Here is an 18,786-nt window from a genome sequence, read left to right as displayed (position 1 = left end):
CAGGTCAGGACGGCGCATCAGCGTCTTTCGGCGCGACGGACGGATCGGTGAGCTTGTATCCGAGGCCGTACACGGACAGCAGCCGGACCGGATGCCGCGGGTTGTTCTCGATCTTGCGCCGCAGATTCAGCACGTGGGTGTCGACCGCCCGGTTGGTGGAGTCCCGGTCCAGTCCCTGGGCGTGTGCGAGCAGCTGGCCGCGAGTGAAGATCCGATCGGGCTGCCCGGCCAGCATCGCCAGGATCGCGAACTCGGCCGGCGTACACGAGATTTCTCGCTCTCCGATGGTGACGACCCGCCGGGGTACATCCATCGTCAGGTCACCGACGTGCAGCAGGTCGTCGTCGACCCGGACCCGATCCACTCGCCGCAGCAGGGTACGCACCCGAGCCACCAACTCCCGCGGGCTGTACGGCTTCGTCACGTAGTCGTCGGCGCCCAGATCCAGCCCGAGCAGCAAGTCGTCCTCACCGGACCGGGCGGTGAGCATCAGGACCAGCACCGACGACTCCTTACGCAGGATTCGGCACACGTTCAGGCCGTCGAGGCCCGGCATCATCACGTCGAGAATGATCAGATCCGGTCGCGTCCGGCGTGCCTCGGCGAGCGCCTCGCGCCCGTCGTGCACGACGAGGAGCCGATGACCTTCGGCCCGCAAGTAGCTGCCCACCAGGTCGGCCTGACGGCGGTTGTCCTCGGCGACGAGAATGTCAGCGCACACCCGGCGGACTATAGGCCGCCACCGGCGACCGTCGCCAAACGCTCGGCTTTTCTCTTGACAATCTCTCGACAATCGCCCGGCAACCTGCCGGTATGCGAATGATCCCGCGATCCGGGCCCGCCGGATCGGCCATCTCGGCGGCATCCAGGCCGAGTCGATCCCGCAGCCGACGCCGTCTTGCCGGCGTCGTCTGCGTCATCGTGGCCCTGTCCGTCCTGGGCCTGGGTCTCGGCTTCGCCCGGTGGGCCGGTCGAGCCGCCGCTGCCGACCAGAGAGCGGAACCGGTGACCCCGACGGCGACCACGACGGTCACCAAAGGGGACATCTCCACCGCGCGCACCATCTCCGGAACTCTCGGTTACGGCGCGACCCGCGTCATCACCGGCAGCGGGACCGGAGTGATCACCTGGCTGCCGGCCGCCGGGACGACGATCACTCGCGGACAGCGGGTGTACGCGGTAAACGACCAATCCGTGCCGCTGTTCTACGGCAAGATCCCCCTCTTCCGGGATCTGGACACCAGGGGCACCGTGGGGCGCGACGTGCGGATGGTGTTCAACAACCTGCGCGCCCTGGGCTACGAGGTAGGCAGACAACCGGCACCAGGAACGGCCGTCACCCAGTCCGTCCCGTCCGCCGCCACAACGGATATGCCGGCGCCCGGCGCCACGACCGACGCGCCCGGCAGCGCTCCTTCGCCTGCTGCCACGACAGACAAGGGGCCGACCACCACCCGGACGCATCTCCCGGCACGGGTCGTCACCAGGACGGTCCACGACGGTGAAGCAGTCCTGACCGCGGCCCTGATCAACGCGATCACCGCCTGGCAGCGACACCTCGAGCTCCCGGCGAGCGGCGAGCTCACGGTCGGTTCCGTCCTGGTGCTCCCGGCCGCGGTCCGCGTCAGTGCACTATCGGCGCAGGTCGGTGCCCCCGCCACGGGAGAGTTGCTGTCGGCCACGTCGACCAGCAAAGTGATCACCGTGCTGGCCGACCGGAGTGAGGCCGCCGCCGTCGACAACGGCGATCACGCCACGGTGGCCCTCTCCGACGGCACCACTGCGCCGGCCACCGTGACCTCGGTGGGCACGGCGTTACAAACCCCGGACGGCGGTGACCCGTCGAGCCCGAAACTCACCATCACCCTCGTCCTGGACCAGCCGTCGAAGCTCAAGCTGGTCGACTCGGCCGATCTGCAGGTCTCCTTCGCGGCGCAGACCCACAAACAGGTCCTGACCGTCCCGATCAGCGCGCTGCTCGCGCTGCAAGAGGGCGGGTACGCGCTGCAGACACCCGCCGGCGCCCTGATCGCCGTCAAGACCGGCATCTTCGCCGACGGTCAGGTCGAGGTCAGCGGGACCGGCATCAACGAGGGCATGACCGTGGTGACGACGTCGTGAGCACGGTGCTGTCGGTGCGCCGGGCGAGCATGCGGTATGCCCCGGAGGTCACCGCGCTCGACGAGGTGTCCCTGCGGATCGAACAGGGCGAAATGCTGGCCATCGTCGGTCCCTCCGGCTCCGGCAAGTCGACCCTGCTGAACATCATGGGGACGCTCGACCGGCCCACCTCCGGAACGATCGAGATCCTCGGCCAGGACGTCACCCGGCTCTCCGACCGCGACCTGTCCGACATTCGCGGCCGGCGGCTCGGCTTCATCTTCCAGCAGTTTCACCTCACCGCCGGGCTGAGTGCCGCCGAGAACGTCGCCACCGGCCTGCTCTACGCCGGCATCCCGCGGCGCAACCGGCGCGCTATGGCCGAGGAGGCCCTCGACCGGGTCGGGCTCGGCCATCGGATAACCCACCGCCCGCACGAGTTGTCCGGCGGTGAGCGGCAGCGGGTTGCCATCGCCCGAGCCCTGGTGAACGGTCCGGTCCTGGTGCTGGCGGACGAACCGACCGGTGCCCTCGACACGGTCAACGGCCAGGCCGTACTGAGACTGCTGACCGAACTGAATGCGGAAGGCACGACCATCGCGCTCATCACCCACGATCGGGACATCGCCGCCCAGGCACCACGGCAGGTACACATGCGCGATGGGCGCCTCATCGCGGACGTGATTTCGCCGGAGAGTGCCGCATGAGCCGGCTCGGCCCTCGTGACCTGCTCGGTGTCGGCCTGATCGGCATCCGCACCCGCAAGATGCGAGCACTGCTGTCGGCATTGGGGATCTCCATCGGCATCGCGACGATGGTCGTGGTGACCGGCATTCCGGCATCCAGCCAGGCGGACCTGCTGCGGACCCTGTCGGCACTGGGCACCAACACCTTGCAGGTGGCACCCATCGATCGCGACCCGCCGGTGACCCTGCCGGAGGAGGCACCCGCCATGGCGGCGCGGATCGGACCGGTCCTCACCGCCAGCGCCGTGGCCAACACACACACCGTGGTCCGCCGCAACGACCGCACCGATTCCCAGGACGGGCTCGGCCTGACCGTCCTGGCCGGCAAGAGCAACCTGCTGACCACCCTCAACGGCACAGTCCGCGCCGGTCGTTTCCTCGACGCCACCAGTGAAAAACTGCCGATGGTGGTGTTCGGCTCGGTGGCCGCGACCCGGCTCGGCTTCAGCGACCTGCCCGCCGGTGCGACCCCGCCGCAGGTGATGATCGGCGACCAGTGGTTCACCGTCATCGGCATCCTGCACAGCATCGCGCTGCACCCCGACATCGACCGTGCGGTGCTGATCGGCTGGCACGCCGCCCGTACGCTGCTGCATTTCGACGGCCATCCCACGGTGATCTTCCTGCAGGCTCAGGAGGACTACATCGAGGCCGTCCGGGCCGTGCTACCCGCCACCGTCGACCCGCAGCACCCGTCCGATGTCCAGGTCACCGCCCCGTCCGACGCGCTGGCCGCCAAACGGGCCACCCAGACCAGCTTCTCGGCGCTGTTCCTCGGCCTGGCCGCGGTGGCCCTGCTGGTCGGCGGCATCGGGGTCGCCAACACCATGGTGATCTCGGTACTGGAAAGGCGCGCCGAGATCGGGCTGCGCCGCGCACTGGGCGCCCACCGCGGCCAGATCCGGGCCCAATTCCTCACCGAGGCGGTCGTGCTGTCCGCGCTGGGCGGCCTCGGCGGAACCCTGCTCGGCATCACCGCGACCACCGGATACGCGTGGTCACAGAACTGGCCGGTAGTCATCCCCGCCGGTGCCACGCTGACCGGCCTCGGCGGGGCAGCGCTGATCGGCGCGGTCGCCGGCGCCTACCCGGCGATGCGCGCCGCCCGGCTCATGCCCACCGAGGCGCTCAGCGGAACCTGACCGACGACCTGCCGGGCCGGACCGCCACGAGCGGCGCTCACGCTGGCGGCGCCGGCGGGAACCTGTTCGGCCGCGACCTCACCGTCACCGGCGGCCCGGCTCCGGTCCGCCGGCAGGTCCGAGCCGGCCACCTCACACCAGGGTGGTGATGTCCGAGGCCAGGCGACGCACGTCGGTCAGGTGTGCGAACCGGCCGGGCCGGTGGTAGATGTGCTGCTGCCAGCAGTGCCTCGCGGCGCCGGGGCAGCTGACGGGCGGACTGCTGTGCACGGCGAGCGCCGCCGTGCCGGGTGCCGGTGTCACGGTGAGGTCGAGGCATGGCTGGTAGGCGCGGAGCAGGCCGGATTCGTCGCTGGGCTGGGCCAGCGACCGGAACGCCGCGGGGATGTCGTCCAGGGGCAGGGCGGCCAGGTACGCCGCACCGTCGATGGCTGCCGATGTCGCCGGGTCCGCGGGGACGGTGGCGTCGACGGTGACGACCGCGTGGGTGGCGTACCGGGTAGCGAACAGGGTCGCCAGCGCCGCCGACGAGGCGTGCCCGACGACGACCGGAGCCCGCCGGACACCCAGGCTGTAGATCAGGCCGGCGAGATCGTCGATCAGGTCGTCGGGCGTGTACCGCCCGCGCCGGTCACCGCTGTCGCGGTGGCCGGGCAGGTCGACGGCGATCACCGTGGCGTGTGGGCGCAGCTCGGCAGCCAGGGGCCACCAGAGTTCCCGGCCGAACAGGACGGCGGGCAGCAGCACCACCGGCCGGCCGTTGCGGCCCCACGTGTCGTAGCACCACCGGCCCTGGAGGCCTTGCCACGCGTGGCTGGTGCGCAGCGGCGGAAGGATCTGCTCCTTCATCGCTGCACCACCGCTGCGTCACGGCCGGAGCCTTCCGGACTCGGGCCGGCAGGGCCATGCGGCTGGTGTGCCCAGCGGCCCGGTCGCTCGCCGCGGGTGGCGGCGCGAAAGAAAGTGTTGGACGGCACGATGCCAGACGAAGTCATGAAAAGTCGGCTTTCAACGCGAAATGTTCAGGACAGCACCGCAGGTGCGCGGCACAACGGCGCGGGCCTCCGTGCGGAGGGCTGAGCCGTGATGGCGATGAGCTGCCCCTGGTGGCGGGGCAGCGCGGCCGGTGTCCTAAATGCGGCTGATGCCGAGCTGGCTGAGTGTGGCCGCGCTGACCGGGCGCGGGCGTGGTGGTGCCGGGCGCGGCCTGGTCGCGCCGATGCGGGTGATCGTGACCGGTGGATGCACCGCAGCCGCGCTGACGATGGTGAAGGTGGTCGTTCGCGCCTCGGCGTCGCAGTCCTCGGTGGTCGCGCCGGAGGCCGGCCGTTCGGCACCGCCCGGGTGGTCACCGTGCGTGACGTCGTTACCGGCAGCGAATCCGGCGTGTGCTGTGGTGCCCAGCCGGTCGTCGGTGCTCGCGCCGAGGTGCGGCGGGTGGGTCGCGCCGCAGTGCGCGCCCTGCAACAGCCCGAGGCCGGTCAGGGTCAGCACCACCAGCAGCCAGCGCAGCGGCCACGCTGCGCGACTCGTCGGCTGGGGGTGCGTCATCGGGTCAGGCTACGACATCGTGGGATACACCCGGCACGGGCATCGATCTTGCCGGGTGCCCGAGCCGATGGGCACCGAGGGCGCCGGTGCTGCGCACAGTGCAGCACCGGCGCCGCCTTCCCGGCGGCTACCGGCGTGGTGCCGGCGGCCGGGATCGATGCCCCGGTGCGGCCGACGGCATCAGAGCTCGCCGAGCAGGCCGTTCATCTCGGTGATCTCCGCCTGCTGATTCGTGATGATCTTTTGTGCGAGGGTCTTCGCCTCCGGGCTGGTGCCCTGAGCGACTTCCTGCTGAGCCATGGTGATGGCGCCTTCGTGGTGACTGATCATCAAGGTGAGGAACTGCTTGTCGAACGCGGCACCCTTGGCCGTGGTCAGCTTGTCCATGTCGGTCGGCGACATGGCGCCGGGCATCGCGTCGTGGTCCATGCCGGGCATCGCCGAGGCGTCCATGCCGGGCATCGCGGGGCCGCTCATCGCCGGCATCGGGTGATGACCCCAGGCAGTCAGCCACTGGCTCATGGTGTCGATCTCGGGCTGCTGTGCGGCCTTGATGGTGGCGGCGAGGTCCTTGACCTCGCTGCTGCCGGCGCGGCCGTCGGCCAGGGCTGCCATCTGCACGGCCTGCTGGTGGTGCGGGATCATCATGGCGGCGAACGTGACGTCGGCGTCGGTGAACGTCGCCGCCGACGCGGACGCGGCCGTGGCCGGCGTCGTGCCGCCGTGGTTCATGCCGGAGTCCGCGGCGGTGTCGTCACCGCCGCACGCGGAGAGCACCAGCGTGGCGGTCACGGCGGCGCCGGCCAGCAGGCCACGGCGCCAGGTGGGAGAAGACAGCATGGAGGTACGCAACATCGCGGAACTGACCTTTCGACAGGTTACGGGTGTGCGGAAGCTCCCCTGGGACACGGCGGATGGCCGTGACCCAGGGACGCGAGCTCCTATATGCGCAGCACCGCTGTCGAAGCGAGGGTGAGTCCGGCACCGGCGATCGGGGGTGCGCGGGTGGCCGGTCGCCGTGATGCCCCGGCGCCGCGCGGACGCAGATCCGGGCGGGCACCGGCCAGCAATGCCAGCGCCAGCAACACGATGACGGTGAGCCCGCCCAGGATGGCCAGGCACACGCTCCACACGCTCATCTGATCGTGGTCGTGGTGGCCGGTGCAGTGATCGTCCGGGCAGGTCTCGGCGGCGGGGGCAGCGACGAACGACGCTCCGGTCAGGGCCGTGGCCGCTGAGACGGTGGTCATCGCCGCGGTGCCGGGGTGCTCGGCGCGTACGCCGGCGTGGCCCAGCGTGTGCATGGTCGCCAACCCGAACACGGTGCACAGCACCAGCACCGTCCGGGCGGTACGCCCGATCGTTGCCGCGGTTGTGCTGGTCACGGCGACCACGATAGCGGAGCTATCTGGTGAGCAGTTTTTCGCTGAGTGCCCAGAGCCGCTGCGCCGACGCGGGGTCGAGCGCGTGCGGTGCGGCGTCGGACAGCACGACCGGCTTCTCGCCCACCGGGGTGGGACCCCACGGGGTCGGGTCCAGGGGCGCGACATTGCTGTTCTTCAGGTAGACGCCGCCGATGCCGTCGAGCAGCGGGCTGGTCGCGCCGAACACGATCGTCGCGGCGGCCTGCTGCGGGGTCTTCTTCTCGTGCTCAGGGTCGATGATCGGCTGCTCGTTCTCGTCGACCAGCCCCATCGCCTGCAACTGCCGCATGGTGAAGGTGCCCTGCTCCATGTGGGCCAGGCTCGAGGCGATGGAGATGCCGGGGTGCACGGCGAAGGCGCGGATGTCCTCGCCTGCCCAGCGCCGGTCGAGTTCGACGGCGAACAGGACGCCGGCGGTCTTGGTCTGCCCGTAGGCGAGGTTGCCGTTGTAGCCCTGCGCGAAGTGCAGGTCGTCCCAGCGGATGTCGCTGGTGCGGTGCGCGCCGGAGGAGACGTTGACGATCCGGGCGCCGTGCGCGGCCTGCAACGCCGGGTGCAGAGCCAGGGTGAGCTGGAAGTGGCCGAGGTGGAACGCGGCGAAACCCGCCTCGTAGCCGCGGGCGTCCAGGGTGTGCTTGCCGTAGGTGTTGCCGGCGCTGTTGATGAGCATGTGCAGCGGGCGGCCGGTGGCGAGGTAGCGGTTCGCGAAGGCGTCGATCGAGTCCGGGTCGAGCAGGTCAAGTTCGCTGACCTCGACGCGGTTGATGCCGGCGAGGGTGGCGGCGGCGCGTCCGGTGGTGCGGGCGGCGACGGTGATCGAGGCGCCGGCCTTGCTCAGCGCGCGGGTGACCTCCAGGCCGAGGCCGCCGGTGCCGCCGGTGATGACGACGTGCCGGCCGGTCAGGTCGAGGCCGGTCAGAACCTCGTCGGCCGTCGATGCGGCGGTGAACGGAGTGTCGATGCGGTGCTGTTGTCCGGTGGTCATGAGGCAAGGCTAGGAGCTTTTTATCGTACGATGAATGGTTTGAAATTCGTTTTTTCTTTGCGATAGTCCGGGTGTGGACGAATTCTCTGAGGTGTTCGAGGTCGTTGAGGCGCGGGGGCAGGTGACCGGTGCGTTCGCGGCGCGCGGGCGGTGGGTGGCCCGCTCGTTCAGCCGGACCCCGCTGAAGCTCACGGTGATGGTGCGCGGGAGCGCGCGGCTGTCGGCCGACGGCCTCAACGCGCCGGTGCACCTCGAGGAGGGTGACGTCGCCATCCTGAACAACCGGTCCTGGCTCGAGCTCGAGGGCGGTTCCGGTGACGGCCCGGTGCGGGAGATCGAGCCGGAGATCACCGACCTGGCCACCGGGGTGCTGACCGCCGGCGCGGATGGCGATCTCGTCGTGGGTGGCCGGGTGCTGCTCAACCGGGCCGGTGAGGACTTGCTGCTGCAGGCGCTTCCGCCGGTCGGCCACGTCCGCGCGAACGCCCCGGAGGCCACCCGGCTGCGCGTCATCGTCGGCCAGCTCGTCGATGAGGTGAGCGCCGCGCGGATGGGATCGGGCTTCGCCGTCCGGCAGTACACGCAGCTGCTGGTCCTCGAAGTGCTCCGGGCATATGTGGGGCAGGCGGACCTGCCGCCGGGACGGTTGCGGGTGCTGACCGACGCGCGCCTGCGCCCCGCGGTCAGCCGCATGCACGCCGAACCGGGCCGGGTCTGGAAGCTGGAGGAGCTGGCGCACGCCGCAGCGATGTCCCGCACGTCCTTCGCGGAACGCTTCCGGGCGGTGGCCGGCGTGCCGCCGCTGACCTACCTGAACGGCTGGCGCATGCTGCTGGCCCAGCGCGCGCTGCGCGACGGCGACGTGCGGGTGGGCGCGATCGCGGCAGACCTGGGTTACACGTCGGAGAGTGCGTTCAGCACCGCCTTCAAACGCGAGGTCGGTGAGTCACCCCTGCGCTACCGCGCCCGCATCCGCGACGAGGCCAACTGATCACGGCTCACAGGGGACTCGGCGCCGCGCCACGTCCCTGGATCAGCATCACGGTCGCGGTAGGTCAGCCTGTAGCGGTCAGACGGATTGGCGCCGCCGGAGCGGATAGCGGACCAGGTCGCGTTCCTCCACGATGTAGGTCGCGACGGCCTCGGCGAGCGAGTCCGTCGGGTCCGGATCGGTCGGCGGTGCTGCCGGTGGTGCGACGTCGAGCTCTTTGAGCAGTTGCTCCGCCTTGAGCATCTCCCAGTGGTGGAGGTACGGCTGGCCGCCCCGCCAGACCTGGAGGTAGGCCTGCGTGGCCAGGTCGGCGGCCTCCTCCGCGCGGCCCAGTTCGTGGTGCGCCACGGCCAGCGCGAGCAATGGGCGGGCCGCGGGCGGTAGCCGGTCGTACCGGCTCATCGCCTCGTCAAGCGCCTCGGCGGCCTCGGCCAGTCGTCCGGTGCGGGCGAGCAGGCAGGCGATCCGCGCGGGCACGGTCTCCGCACCGGCATCACGTTCCACCTCGTCGACCTTCAGAGCGAGCTCCAGCGCACCCACGTAATCACCACGGGCCTCGAGGACGTCGCACAACAACCGTCCCAAGTCTCTCCGGTGGCGCCACGTGCGGGTCCGTTCCCAGGCCTCGGTGAGCTGTTCGACCAGGTCGTCGCCAGCGCCGTCGAGGGCAGCGAGGTAGAGCTGCCAGTAGCGCAACGACCCCGCGAACCACGGCGCGTTGGTAGGCGGGGCCATGGCGGCAGCCGTATCCAGCAACGCGCCGCCCTGGATGACGCGCCCCGCGATGATCGCCCGCCGGGCGCGGACGAGGCAGACCACGGGATCCACTCCCCGGCCGTGGACCGCGAGAAGTTCCTCCCTGAGTTCGGTGTACCGGACGGCGGCGACCAGATTGCCGTCGTCCTCGAAATGCGTGCTGAGGCGGTCGAGGCTGACGACGACGGCGTCAGTGCGGCCCTCCGCGAGCAGGTCGGCCAGCAGGTCGCGCTCCTGGGCGATCGCCTCGTCGTACCGGGCCGCCAGATTCAGGGCGATCGCCAGGTCGGCGCGCACACCGACCGGTCCGCTGTGAGCGAGCGGCCCGAGCAGCTCGATGGTGGTGCTGACTGCGCCGATGTCGTGGACAAGTGCGTTGCGCAGCTGCCGGTTCCACACGTCGGCGGCCTCGGCCGGGCGTTCGGTGCCGAGCAGTGCTCGATAGATCATGATGGTGTTGCGGAGATCCTCGACCGAGGTCGCCGTGCCCGGACTGTCCGGCGGAAGCGCCTCGAAATGGTCACGGATCTGCTCGTGGACCAGGAAACGCTCCGAGCGGTCGAGCTTGTCCTGGACGAAGCCGCGGACGATCGGATGCATGTCGTACCGATTGGACAGCCGGTCCCACCACAGCAGGCCACGATCTTCGAGAGTGTGCAGGGCAGCGTCCAAGCGGCGGCGCACATCGGCGCTCTCCGGGCCGGTGCCGAACGGGTTGACCGTGTCGATCGTTTCCCAGTCGACGCCGCCACCCATCACCGACAGCCAGCCGAGCAGCCGCTGGCTGTCGGTGTCGAGGTCACGCATGGCCACATCGAGGATGTGGGTCCGCCGCTGGGCCAGGTCAACCGCGGAGGCCGAGAGGGCACCACCGGCGTTCGGGTCGGCCAGCCACCGGTCGAAGTCGCCGGGCGCCGGGCGATAGTCGCGGACCAGCGCAGCGACTATGCCGATCAACAGCGGATGGTTGCCGAGCCGGTCGAAGAAATCCCCCAGCTCCCGGGGGTTACCGGAGATCTGCAGCTGCCCGGCCAGGGCCCGGGTGTCCGGCCGGCTGAGCCCATCCAGCGCGAGCTCACGCGCGCCACCCTGCAGATGTCCGGACCGGGAGAGAGTCGTCGGCATCAGCCGGGTGGTGATCAGGATCCTGGAGCCGACAAGCGTCTCCAGCGAGGTTTCCGGACGTTGGCCGAGCACGGAGATCACGGCACCGGTCCGGCCCCGGCGGAGGCCGGCCACCTCGGGACCGGCACTCGCTGGCACGTTGAAGACCCGGCGGGTCGGTGCGGACGGGATCTGTCGCAACGACAGCAGGCTGCGCAGGAAGCTTTCGGCCAGCGGCTCCACCAGGGTCCGCGGCGACGCGTCCGCGTCCTCGTCGCGCACCAGGGCCGGCTCGTGCCGGTGATAGGCGCTCATCAGCCGTTCGACCCCGTCCAGGACGATCAGGTACGGCTGCTCGCGCAACGCCTCGACCACCCGCCCGGCCAGGTCGGCCGGCGCCATCCGGTCGGCCTCGGCGCGGGGTTCGCCGGTTACGTACGCGTACAACTCCTTGAGGAACTGCAGGATCGACGCCGACCCGTCGTAGAAGCTCCACCAGAACCGGCCGGCCAGCTCGGGGATCGCCACGGGCGCCTCGGTCGTCGACCAGTGCCAGGCCAGGGCACTCTTGCCGACCCCGCCGATGGCTTTCACGACCATGACCGGGTCGGCCGACATCGCCCACGCGCTGAGCTTCCACAGGTCGTCCTGGCGCCCGACGAAATCTGCGCTGCCCACGTACGGCGGGAAGGCGCGGAACGCCGGCGGGCCGGAAACCACCGACCGGTTTTCCGGCGGCGCCGGGCGGCCGGCCATGGCCGGTATCCGCTGCAACTCCTTGATGATCTCCTGGCGCAGGTCGGTGCCATCGGTCACCGCCCGGACGCGGGTCGGCAAGGGCAGGCCCCTCAGGCAGGTCGCGCCGTCGACTTCGAAGGCCAGCGTTCGCGGTACGCCAGAGGCAGTGAGCTGCGTCAGCCGGGCGAGGTCGTCACCGGTGACCGCACCGTCACCGGCGACGACGATCAGGACCTCGGCTCGGTGCGCCGTGCGATCGTGACCGCCGGTCAGTGGAACGCGCAGCAACTGCCAGTCGATCCGGAGGCATGCGTCCGCCGCGGACGCCAACAGCGCGCCACCGACGTCACCGACGGACGTCACCGCGGCGATCCGGGACACCCCGGCGGGGCCGCCGATGAAGTTGTTGATCTGGACCTGCGTACCGTCGCCGATGTTGAACGCCTGCCCGCGGCCGTGCGAGGCGTTCCACGGGGCGGAGCCCTCAGGTGTCATCGTCGAGGAAGAGGTTGTTCTGGACGCCGCCGTCACCGATCTGGACGCCGCGGGAGTTACGCAGGTCGAACTGCGGCGGCGACGGCTCGGGGCGGCTGGCCGCAGCCGGCTCCTCGGTGAACGCCTTGCCCACGATGCTCTTGAGAGTGGGGTAGGTGAGGCTGCCCGGCAGGTCCGGGTCAAGAATGCTGAAGTGGTCACCCGGCAGCGTTCCCACCCGCGGGAACACGCTTTGGGCGGAGGCCCGGGTCACCACGTTGTCGGTGCGTCCGGCGTAGACGTACGCCGGGATCGGGCAGGTGTGATCGGTGAGCGACGTGGCGTTGACGATCGCCTGAAGGAACGTGCGTCGGGCGTCGGTGGCATCCACGACCAGGGTCTCCAGCTGACCGGCCTGCGGGTGGCGGCCGAAACCCAGAGCCCGGCGGATCGTGCCGAGGTATTCGGAGCCCTCGTTCGGGCAGGCCAGCAGCACCACCGCGCGAATGATCGCCAGCTCGCGGGCCCGGCCCTCGTGCGCCATCCAGGCAAGGTAACGCTGAAGAATGAGCCCACCCTGACTGTGCGTCGCGATCACCAGCGGCCGCCCGGGGTCGCGCAGCGCCAGGTGGCTGGCGAGCGAGTGCGCAACATCGTCATAGTCCGGAATCCGGGCCGGCGAGAACGGCATCCGGCCGATCGGCGACTCGTACCCGAACGCGTCGATCGCCACCCCACCGAACTCATCGTCGGCCCGAGCCACCCGAACCAGGCGATCCCAGGTACGGGGCGACGACCAGAACCCGTGGATCAGGACCAGGTCTCCCTCAACCATCCTGCCCTCCCGCCTCAGCTCCGCAGCTCCAGCAAGCTTGACATGCAGCAAGACCACCCGCCCGCTGTCAGCCTCAGATAGTTGTGTGTCCTGGAAGGTCATTAAAACCGGCGTACCGGGGTGAAGCTCCACCTCGAGCCGGACACCCCCGAGTTGGGTCTCGGCCGTGGAGCCTTGGCGTCCGGGCCGGAGATCGTGCGGCAGCGGAGGAACGCCAGCCTGCCTTATGGCAAGGCGGTCATCACGGCAGCCCTGGTTGCACAGCGGGCGGGCGCCCGAGTCCCGCTGACCACGACCCTGCTACGAGCGGCCGCTGCGGCCTACCTCACCAGAGAGGAATGGCCATCGCCCCGGCCGGCTGGTTCGAACGAGCGCTCCTCAGCGCTTGCGTCCCTCCGACCGGCCACATGGCCTGCCTCTCGACGGTGTACAACGATGACGACCGCGTCGGCGGTTATCTTGTCGCCGACTATCTGCACCAGGTGGCCTCCGCCGAACGCGCGGCCATCGCCTTGCCGGACGCCATGTGGCAGGCGCTCGTGGACCATCATGCTCCCGAGGACGCCGTGCGGGTCGCGGACACCGCCCGGCGCATGAACGCGTTCCCGCCTGGACTTCTGCGACTCCATGGGCATCGGCGCACTCGTCGCGGCGCACAAGACCGCCCTGGAGCGCGGCGGCTGGGTCCGCCTCAGCGGTCAACGCGTGACCGGTTTGCGTCCGCCACGTGGACTCCACCGGCGGCACTTTCGATCCATCAGCGAGGAGCCGATACGGTCTGCCTGCCTCGTCAGCCGACAGGTCTGCTGCGACGGCGCCGTCCGTGCGGATCGCGGCCGATAAATCGGGCAGGATGCCGATTTTCACGACCGATACACTCGTCGTTCATTCAGCTGCGGTAAAGAGCAATAGTGGCCTTCCGGTCCGTGGTGGCCCGGCTTGATGGCACCGTTTAGGCTACGGTTTTCCGGGGTGGTGTGCGAAGGGTCGATATCGGTGTCGCAGTCGGGTGCGGGGCAGTTGAAACGGCTCACGATTCCGATCGGTATGAGTGTCATCGGGGCGCTCGGGTGCATGGGCGGATCCTTCTGGCTGATCAATGCCCGGATCGGCGTCGATCACCTCAGTGATGAGCAGGTCCGCGACGGCCGCGCCTGCACCGCAGCCGTGTTGTCGCACCAGGAAACCGGCTCGGTGATCAACAACGAAACGGTCTACGAGTTCGAGCTCCGGGTGCAGCCGTCGGACGGCGCCGGGTACGAAACCACGATCCGCGACGCACCGAACTCCGTCGAGGCCGGCCGGATCGGCGCCGGGGCCACGGAGTTCCCGTGCGTCATCGATCGGGACGACCCTTCCCACGTCGAGGTCTTCTGGTCCGCGTGACAAGGCGTCGGCGTAAATCCTGATGCGACCCGGACCGAGCGCGGAGAAGAGTGAATCCTGATCAGTCCGGCTGAATGGCTTCCACTGAGAGCACGCGGATCGCCGCCGACATCGACGCCGTCGTGCAGCTGTCCGCACCCTCGCCGCGTGAGCTGCACCGGGCGGTCAGCGACCTGCAACTGCTCGGCGGCGCGCAGGAGACCCAGGCCCACATGATCCTGCGCCGGATGGGCCTGACCGCCTGATCGTGCGTGCCGAGGAACCTCGGGCCCAAAGATCTAGAGAGGATCGCCGCAACTCAGGCAGGTGTCCTCGCCGTCCTCATAGATCATTCCGCAGCAGTACGACGGCCCGCCGCTGACCTCGAAGCAGGCTTCGTGCCAGTCCTCCCCATTGAAGTCGGCGTGACTGCCGTCGTCCTCGATCGGCTCCTTGCAACCCTCACAGGTGAGCGTTGTCATTCCTCACTCGCCCCCTCACGCCGACTTCGCAGCGTTCCAGCCCCAACAATCGGGGTAGGTGAAAGGCGAGCAGTAGCCGCTGTCATGACGCTCGGAGTAGTCGTTCATGTTGGCTGAGGGCCTGCCACAGTTGGAACAAGGTTGGTGCTCGCCCGGGCAGGTGCGGCTGTTGTGTCCGCTGAATCCGCATAGTGTGCATGCCACGCGGGTGAGCCTAACTTTTGGTCCACGGGACCGGCGAACGCGAGATCTCGAAACCGTTCACGGCAAGTCGCGTCTCGGCTGCCTTTGCCGGGCGGTCGCCGCGTCTACTCCGGTCACGCCGGCACCATATGAATGCAGGTCACATTGCTGGACGAAGGCATGCCATGATCGCCGTGCCCTCCGCAGCCGCACCTGATGGATGGACCTTGACCAAGGGTCATCTTTCACACCAGCGGGTGACCACTATCTACCGTGAACCCGCAGAACGATCTTCAACCAGGCCCGACGAAGTGATCGATACAAACAAGTGGTGGCTGCCCTGACCGGGCAGCCACCCCATGCGACGGAGTCAGGCGGTGTGCTGCAGCCGGCCGGCCAGGGATTCCCGGTGGACCAGGGCGCGGACCAGGCCGTCGGCGACGCCGAGCACCGGTGGGTGGCTGCGGGATCCGGTAGCGCTCGGCGGACAGCCGGGTCATCGCGTGGACGCGGGCGGCGAAGGCGGGCAGCGCGAAACCGTAGTCGCCGTCGGTGTAGGCGACCGCGTGCGCCAGCGCCGTGCTCGAGCCCAGCCGCAGTCCGAACCGGACGTGGCCGCGCCCGGCGGTCGACGGGACGACGCGCAGGTACCCCCGCTGGCCGGCCGGGGCCTGGGCGGCGACCGTCTGCACCTCCGCCAGGGTGCCCAGGACCAGGCCGGCCCCGGAGGCGTACGCGGCATCGCGGTCCGCGACGGTCTTGCTGTGGCCGTACACCATTGTTTTTTGCGGCCGGAAGCCGGACAGCAACGCCGTGCGCAGATGGTCTGCCGAGCCGACATGGCAGCCGAGGCCCTGAGCGGCGAACCAGCGGCCGGAGCCGGGGGTCAGGCCGGCGCGGGCGCAGCGAGGCCCGCGTCAGGGGACGAGGACGAGTTTGCCTCGATGACCGGGTTCGGTGAGGGCGCGGTGAGCGTCGGTGATGCGGTGCAACGGGAAGATCGTGTCCACTACCGGCCAGACCGAGCCGGTGGCCACGTGTCCGGCCAGGTCGTCGAGGAGCCGGGTGTCCGGGTAGCTGCTGAACGTGCGTACGCGCTGCTCGCCGAAGACGGTCGAGGCGGCGATGGCCGTCATCGCTTTCGCCGAGCCGAAGTTGACGGTGACCATGCGCCCGCCGCACGTGAGGCGCCGGCGGTAGGCGAGCAGGTCCGTTCCGGTCGTGTCCACGATGACGTCCGAGGGCTCGAGATCGGCCGGTGTCACCGTCCGGTAGTCGATGACCTCGTGCGCGCCCAGGGACGTCACGAAGTCGAGGTCGCGAGCGCCGGCCAAGGCGGCCACGCGAGCGCCCAGGGCGACGGCGAGCTGGACGGCGACCATCCCGACGGTGCCGGCCGCGCCGCGGATCAGTACCCGGTCGCCGGGGCGGACCCGGGTCACGTCACGCAGGGCAGTCAGCGCTGTCGTGCCCGACGTCACCAGCGCAGCCGCGTCGGTCCACGTCAGCGAGGCAGGCATGCGGGCCACCCGGTCAGCCGGCACCACGACGTACTCCGCGGCGGAACCGGTGACGTGACCCGATTTCGGGGAGACCATGCCCCAGACGGGGGTACCCGTGGACAGGTCTGTCCCGGCGAAGTCGAGGCCGACGCCGAGCGGGAACCTGCGGCCGGTCACGATTTTCAGGGTGCCGCTGCGGACCACCGCGTCGTGGTGGTTGACCGCGGCCGCCTCCACCTTCACCAGCACCTCGCCGGGACCCGCGGACGGCCGGGGCACCGTCGTCAGCTCCAGCACTTCGGGGCCGCCGTAGCGCTGGAACTGTGCCGCCGCCATCTGCTGCATGGAAACCTCCGTGATCGTTCGATGTGAACGGCACTAACATAGCAGCAATGTTAGAGTCGTCAACATGGCCGAGCGCGGGACTTATCACCACGGGACGCTGCGGCAGGCGCTGATCAACGGGGCCAAGGAGATCCTCGCCGAGCGAGGGCACGAGCAGTTCAGCCTCAACGAGGTCGCCCGGCGCGCCGGGGTCAGCACCGCCGCCCCCTATCGGCATTTCCGCAACCGCGACGAACTACTGGGCGCGGTGGCCGAGGAGGGCTACGTGACGCTCGCCGAACGGCTCGAGGAGGCCAGCGGGCTCGCCGGCCTGGGCGGCGTCTACGTCCGGTTCGCGCACGACAATCCGGGGCTGTTCGTCACGATGTTCCGTAGCCGGCCCGGTGGGACGGAGTCCGTCGCGGGCCGAGCCGCCTTCGAGACGCTGCTCCGGGCGATCACCGCGGCCCAGCGCAGCGGGGAGATCGCCACCCACGCCTCATCGGAGATCACCGCCCGCTCGCTCTGGGTCACGCTGCACGGCCTGGCGGTGCTGCACCTGCAGCAGCCGCACGACCGGTACGGCCTGGGCGGGGAGCCGGAACAACTCGCCACGACCACCCTGTCGGCGTTGCTGGGCCTCAAAGGTGATTGACGCGGCGCCTGCCCGGACCGGAGGTCAGGGCTGGTCGTCCAGGAGAGCGATGGCGCGCGTCTCGGGAACCCCCAGCATCAGCAAGCTGGTGATCGTCGCTGCGCGGGGGTCGGGGTTCTCGTTCGGCAGGTCGCTGGTCGCGATGGCGAATACCGCGCCGTAGGCGACCTGGCTCAGGGTCCCGGCTGGCAGGTGCCGTGCGAACCGGCTGCTGTCCTGGCCGCGTCTCACCAGGTCGGCGAGGAGTTCATCGACCGGCCCGAGCAGGCTGTGGATCGCCTCGCCGTACTCGCCGCGGCGCAGCGCCAGCAGCACGCGATACCGGTGTGTCACCGGCCAGATGCGGGCGATGAACGCGACCCACGTCGCGTCCGCTTCTGCGGCGGCGGCGTTGACCTCGGCGAGCACGTCTGTCATCTCCGCGACGGCCCGTTCCGTGAGGGTCCGGATCAGGTCCAGGCGCGACGGGAAGTGGCCGTAGACGGTGCGGCGGACGACGCCGGCGGCGGTGGCGATGTCGCCCATGCCGGCGTCGGGGTTGTCGCCCAGCACGTCGAGGGCGACGTCGAGGATGCGATCACGGGTCTCGTTCATCGAGCGCAGGCGGGAGGACTCGGCGGGCACGACTCATCATTGCACATCTGTGTGCAACGAATCACACTGCACACCAGTGTGCATTGACATACGCTGCACACCAGTGCGCAATGAGAATTGCGCCGCGTTCCGTAGCTCAGGGGAGAAGGTCTTGACAGTCCTCCCCGCCCTAAGGGACGGGGATTCCCTGGGTCGCCCCAGGGGGTTCCTGCTTCACTGACGACTGCCTCGTCCGAGAGGATCCTCGTTGAGGTCTTACACCGCCTCCACAGGCGATCACGGAGAGCCCCTCCGCGAGAATGTTGCGGGCCGCGTTCAGATCCCGGTCATGCACCACACCGCATCGGCAGGTCCACTCCCGCACGTCCAACGGCATCTGCTCGGTGAGAACACCGCAGGCCGAGCACAGTTTCGAACTCGGGAACCAGCGGTCGACCGCCACCAGAGTCCGGCCATGCCAATCGGCTTTGTATTCGAGCATGGTGCGGAACTGTCGCCACGCCGCATCGCTGACAGCCCGGGCCAGACAGTGGTTTTTGAGCATGGTGCGCACCGGCAGGTCCTCGATCACGATCGTTTGGTTCTCACGAACGAGCCGAGACGTCAGCTGGTGCAGATGATCACGCCTGCGGTCGGCGATCCGGGCATGGACGCGGGCGACCTTGACCCGGGCCTTGGCCCGGTTCGCCGAACCTTTCTCCTTACGCGCCAGGTTCCGCTGGGCACGGACCAGGGCTGCCCGGTCCCGGCGTTCATGCCTCGGGTTGGTGACCGTCTCCCCGGTGGACAGGGCGAGCAGACTGCCGAGACCGGCGTCGATACCGACCGCCCCGGG

At 69.7% G+C, this 18,786-nt stretch carries 20 protein-coding genes; 7 read left to right on the top strand and 13 right to left on the bottom strand.

Annotation, left to right across the window (positions count from 1 at the left end; translation table 11 throughout):
• Nucleotides 1-4: 4 nt before the first annotated feature.
• A complete protein-coding gene (locus tag Apa02nite_RS43530) occupies nt 5-721 on the bottom strand; it encodes a response regulator (RefSeq protein ID WP_239164967.1) in 717 nt (238 codons plus the stop codon).
• 200 nt (nt 722-921) lie between these two features.
• On the opposite strand from Apa02nite_RS43530, the gene Apa02nite_RS43525 reads away from it, so the two are divergent.
• Genes Apa02nite_RS43525 through Apa02nite_RS43515 form a run of 3 tightly spaced genes read left to right on the top strand, consistent with a single transcriptional unit; the run spans nt 922 to nt 3,988 of the window.
• Nucleotides 922-2,121, top strand: coding sequence for an efflux RND transporter periplasmic adaptor subunit (locus Apa02nite_RS43525; RefSeq protein ID WP_203830341.1), 1,200 nt, complete (start codon nt 922-924; stop codon nt 2,119-2,121).
• 29 nt (nt 2,122-2,150) lie between these two features.
• The gene (locus tag Apa02nite_RS43520) at nt 2,151-2,807 is read left to right on the top strand and encodes an ABC transporter ATP-binding protein (protein WP_239164974.1); all 657 of its coding nucleotides are present in this window, start codon (nt 2,151-2,153) and stop codon (nt 2,805-2,807) included.
• On the top strand, nt 2,804-3,988 hold the full coding sequence (locus tag Apa02nite_RS43515; protein ID WP_203830339.1) for an ABC transporter permease: 1,185 nt from the start codon (nt 2,804-2,806) through the stop codon (nt 3,986-3,988). Before Apa02nite_RS43520 ends, Apa02nite_RS43515 begins: the two co-directional genes overlap by 4 nt.
• A gap of 132 nt (nt 3,989-4,120) precedes the next feature.
• Here the strand turns inward: Apa02nite_RS43515 and Apa02nite_RS43510 are convergent, their stop codons facing one another.
• The 5 genes from Apa02nite_RS43510 to Apa02nite_RS43490 form a co-directional block, all read right to left on the bottom strand.
• Complete coding sequence (locus Apa02nite_RS43510) at nt 4,121-4,837, bottom strand: alpha/beta fold hydrolase (protein WP_203830338.1); 717 nt, start codon at nt 4,835-4,837, stop codon at nt 4,121-4,123.
• Between the two features lie 282 nt (nt 4,838-5,119).
• Nucleotides 5,120-5,539: a hypothetical protein gene (locus Apa02nite_RS43505; RefSeq protein ID WP_203830337.1), complete on the bottom strand. Its 420-nt coding sequence runs from the start codon at nt 5,537-5,539 to the stop codon at nt 5,120-5,122.
• Nucleotides 5,540-5,719: 180 nt separating this feature from the next.
• The gene (locus Apa02nite_RS43500) at nt 5,720-6,394 is read right to left on the bottom strand and encodes a DUF305 domain-containing protein (protein WP_203830336.1); all 675 of its coding nucleotides are present in this window, start codon (nt 6,392-6,394) and stop codon (nt 5,720-5,722) included.
• A gap of 86 nt (nt 6,395-6,480) precedes the next feature.
• Complete coding sequence (locus tag Apa02nite_RS43495; protein ID WP_203830335.1) at nt 6,481-6,924, bottom strand: DUF6153 family protein; 444 nt, start codon at nt 6,922-6,924, stop codon at nt 6,481-6,483.
• A gap of 19 nt (nt 6,925-6,943) precedes the next feature.
• Nucleotides 6,944-7,948 carry an SDR family NAD(P)-dependent oxidoreductase gene (locus tag Apa02nite_RS43490; RefSeq protein WP_203830334.1) on the bottom strand — a complete coding sequence of 335 codons (1,005 nt, stop codon included), beginning with the start codon at nt 7,946-7,948 and terminating at the stop codon, nt 6,944-6,946.
• Nucleotides 7,949-8,021: 73 nt separating this feature from the next.
• Here Apa02nite_RS43490 and Apa02nite_RS43485 point away from each other — a divergent pair, with 73 nt between their 5' ends.
• On the top strand, nt 8,022-8,939 hold the full coding sequence (locus Apa02nite_RS43485; protein WP_203830333.1) for an AraC family transcriptional regulator: 918 nt from the start codon (nt 8,022-8,024) through the stop codon (nt 8,937-8,939).
• A 78-nt stretch (nt 8,940-9,017) separates the two neighbouring features.
• Here Apa02nite_RS43485 and Apa02nite_RS43480 read toward each other — a convergent pair whose 3' ends face one another.
• Both Apa02nite_RS43480 and Apa02nite_RS43475 read right to left on the bottom strand, forming a co-directional pair.
• Complete coding sequence (locus Apa02nite_RS43480; protein ID WP_203830332.1) at nt 9,018-12,032, bottom strand: hypothetical protein; 3,015 nt, start codon at nt 12,030-12,032, stop codon at nt 9,018-9,020.
• Nucleotides 12,022-12,846, bottom strand: a complete 825-nt coding sequence (locus Apa02nite_RS43475) for an esterase/lipase family protein (protein ID WP_203830331.1) — start codon at nt 12,844-12,846, stop codon at nt 12,022-12,024. Before Apa02nite_RS43475 ends, Apa02nite_RS43480 begins: the two co-directional genes overlap by 11 nt.
• A gap of 1,047 nt (nt 12,847-13,893) precedes the next feature.
• Between Apa02nite_RS43475 and Apa02nite_RS43470 the strand changes: the two genes are divergently transcribed.
• Together Apa02nite_RS43470 and Apa02nite_RS43465 are read left to right on the top strand one after the other, a co-directional pair.
• Nucleotides 13,894-14,232 (top strand): hypothetical protein, encoded by a 339-nt coding sequence (locus Apa02nite_RS43470; protein WP_203830330.1) that lies wholly within the window; start codon nt 13,894-13,896, stop codon nt 14,230-14,232.
• 74 nt (nt 14,233-14,306) lie between these two features.
• A complete protein-coding gene (locus tag Apa02nite_RS43465) occupies nt 14,307-14,477 on the top strand; it encodes a hypothetical protein (protein ID WP_203830329.1) in 171 nt (56 codons plus the stop codon).
• Between the two features lie 33 nt (nt 14,478-14,510).
• Here Apa02nite_RS43465 and Apa02nite_RS43460 read toward each other — a convergent pair whose 3' ends face one another.
• The 3 genes from Apa02nite_RS43460 to Apa02nite_RS43450 all read right to left on the bottom strand — a co-directional run bounded on the left by Apa02nite_RS43460 (nt 14,511) and on the right by Apa02nite_RS43450 (nt 16,723).
• Complete coding sequence (locus tag Apa02nite_RS43460) at nt 14,511-14,693, bottom strand: LIM domain-containing protein (RefSeq protein WP_203830328.1); 183 nt, start codon at nt 14,691-14,693, stop codon at nt 14,511-14,513.
• 476 nt (nt 14,694-15,169) lie between these two features.
• Nucleotides 15,170-15,655 (bottom strand): hypothetical protein, encoded by a 486-nt coding sequence (locus tag Apa02nite_RS43455; RefSeq protein ID WP_203830327.1) that lies wholly within the window; start codon nt 15,653-15,655, stop codon nt 15,170-15,172.
• A 138-nt stretch (nt 15,656-15,793) separates the two neighbouring features.
• Nucleotides 15,794-16,723: an NAD(P)-dependent alcohol dehydrogenase gene (locus Apa02nite_RS43450; protein ID WP_203830326.1), complete on the bottom strand. Its 930-nt coding sequence runs from the start codon at nt 16,721-16,723 to the stop codon at nt 15,794-15,796.
• A gap of 64 nt (nt 16,724-16,787) precedes the next feature.
• On the opposite strand from Apa02nite_RS43450, the gene Apa02nite_RS43445 reads away from it, so the two are divergent.
• On the top strand, nt 16,788-17,357 hold the full coding sequence (locus Apa02nite_RS43445; RefSeq protein ID WP_203830325.1) for a TetR/AcrR family transcriptional regulator: 570 nt from the start codon (nt 16,788-16,790) through the stop codon (nt 17,355-17,357).
• Between the two features lie 24 nt (nt 17,358-17,381).
• Here Apa02nite_RS43445 and Apa02nite_RS43440 read toward each other — a convergent pair whose 3' ends face one another.
• Together Apa02nite_RS43440 and Apa02nite_RS43435 are read right to left on the bottom strand one after the other, a co-directional pair.
• Nucleotides 17,382-17,981: a TetR/AcrR family transcriptional regulator gene (locus Apa02nite_RS43440; RefSeq protein ID WP_203830324.1), complete on the bottom strand. Its 600-nt coding sequence runs from the start codon at nt 17,979-17,981 to the stop codon at nt 17,382-17,384.
• A 139-nt stretch (nt 17,982-18,120) separates the two neighbouring features.
• The coding region (locus Apa02nite_RS43435) for an RNA-guided endonuclease TnpB family protein (protein ID WP_203830323.1) at nt 18,121-18,786 on the bottom strand (666 nt) is incomplete at its 5' end.

Source organism: Actinoplanes palleronii (assembly GCF_016862315.1).
GTDB classification, from domain to species: Bacteria; Actinomycetota; Actinomycetes; order Mycobacteriales; family Micromonosporaceae; genus Actinoplanes; species Actinoplanes palleronii.
The sequence above is the reverse complement of the archived record's forward strand: the minus strand, read 5'-3'. Positions and strand labels throughout refer to the sequence as shown.

Excerpts from the sequence above, each read along its gene's own strand:
- Apa02nite_RS43520 (WP_239164974.1), top strand. The coding sequence starts at position 2,151 with ATGCGGTATGCCCCGGAGGTCACCGCGCTCGACGAGGTGTCCCTGCGG.
- Apa02nite_RS43515 (WP_203830339.1), top strand. The coding sequence starts at position 2,804 with ATGAGCCGGCTCGGCCCTCGTGACCTGCTCGGTGTCGGCCTGATCGGC.
- Apa02nite_RS43510 (WP_203830338.1), bottom strand. The coding sequence starts at position 4,837 with ATGAAGGAGCAGATCCTTCCGCCGCTGCGCACCAGCCACGCGTGGCAA.
- Apa02nite_RS43505 (WP_203830337.1), bottom strand. The coding sequence starts at position 5,539 with ATGACGCACCCCCAGCCGACGAGTCGCGCAGCGTGGCCGCTGCGCTGG.
- Apa02nite_RS43500 (WP_203830336.1), bottom strand. The coding sequence starts at position 6,394 with ATGTTGCGTACCTCCATGCTGTCTTCTCCCACCTGGCGCCGTGGCCTG.
- Apa02nite_RS43490 (WP_203830334.1), bottom strand. The coding sequence starts at position 7,948 with ATGACCACCGGACAACAGCACCGCATCGACACTCCGTTCACCGCCGCA.
- Apa02nite_RS43480 (WP_203830332.1), bottom strand. The coding sequence starts at position 12,032 with ATGACACCTGAGGGCTCCGCCCCGTGGAACGCCTCGCACGGCCGCGGG.
- Apa02nite_RS43475 (WP_203830331.1), bottom strand. The coding sequence starts at position 12,846 with ATGGTTGAGGGAGACCTGGTCCTGATCCACGGGTTCTGGTCGTCGCCC.
- Apa02nite_RS43470 (WP_203830330.1), top strand. The coding sequence starts at position 13,894 with ATGAGTGTCATCGGGGCGCTCGGGTGCATGGGCGGATCCTTCTGGCTG.
- Apa02nite_RS43465 (WP_203830329.1), top strand. The coding sequence starts at position 14,307 with ATGGCTTCCACTGAGAGCACGCGGATCGCCGCCGACATCGACGCCGTC.
- Apa02nite_RS43460 (WP_203830328.1), bottom strand. The coding sequence starts at position 14,693 with ATGACAACGCTCACCTGTGAGGGTTGCAAGGAGCCGATCGAGGACGAC.
- Apa02nite_RS43455 (WP_203830327.1), bottom strand. The coding sequence starts at position 15,655 with ATGGTGTACGGCCACAGCAAGACCGTCGCGGACCGCGATGCCGCGTAC.
- Apa02nite_RS43450 (WP_203830326.1), bottom strand. The coding sequence starts at position 16,723 with ATGCAGCAGATGGCGGCGGCACAGTTCCAGCGCTACGGCGGCCCCGAA.
- Apa02nite_RS43445 (WP_203830325.1), top strand. The coding sequence starts at position 16,788 with ATGGCCGAGCGCGGGACTTATCACCACGGGACGCTGCGGCAGGCGCTG.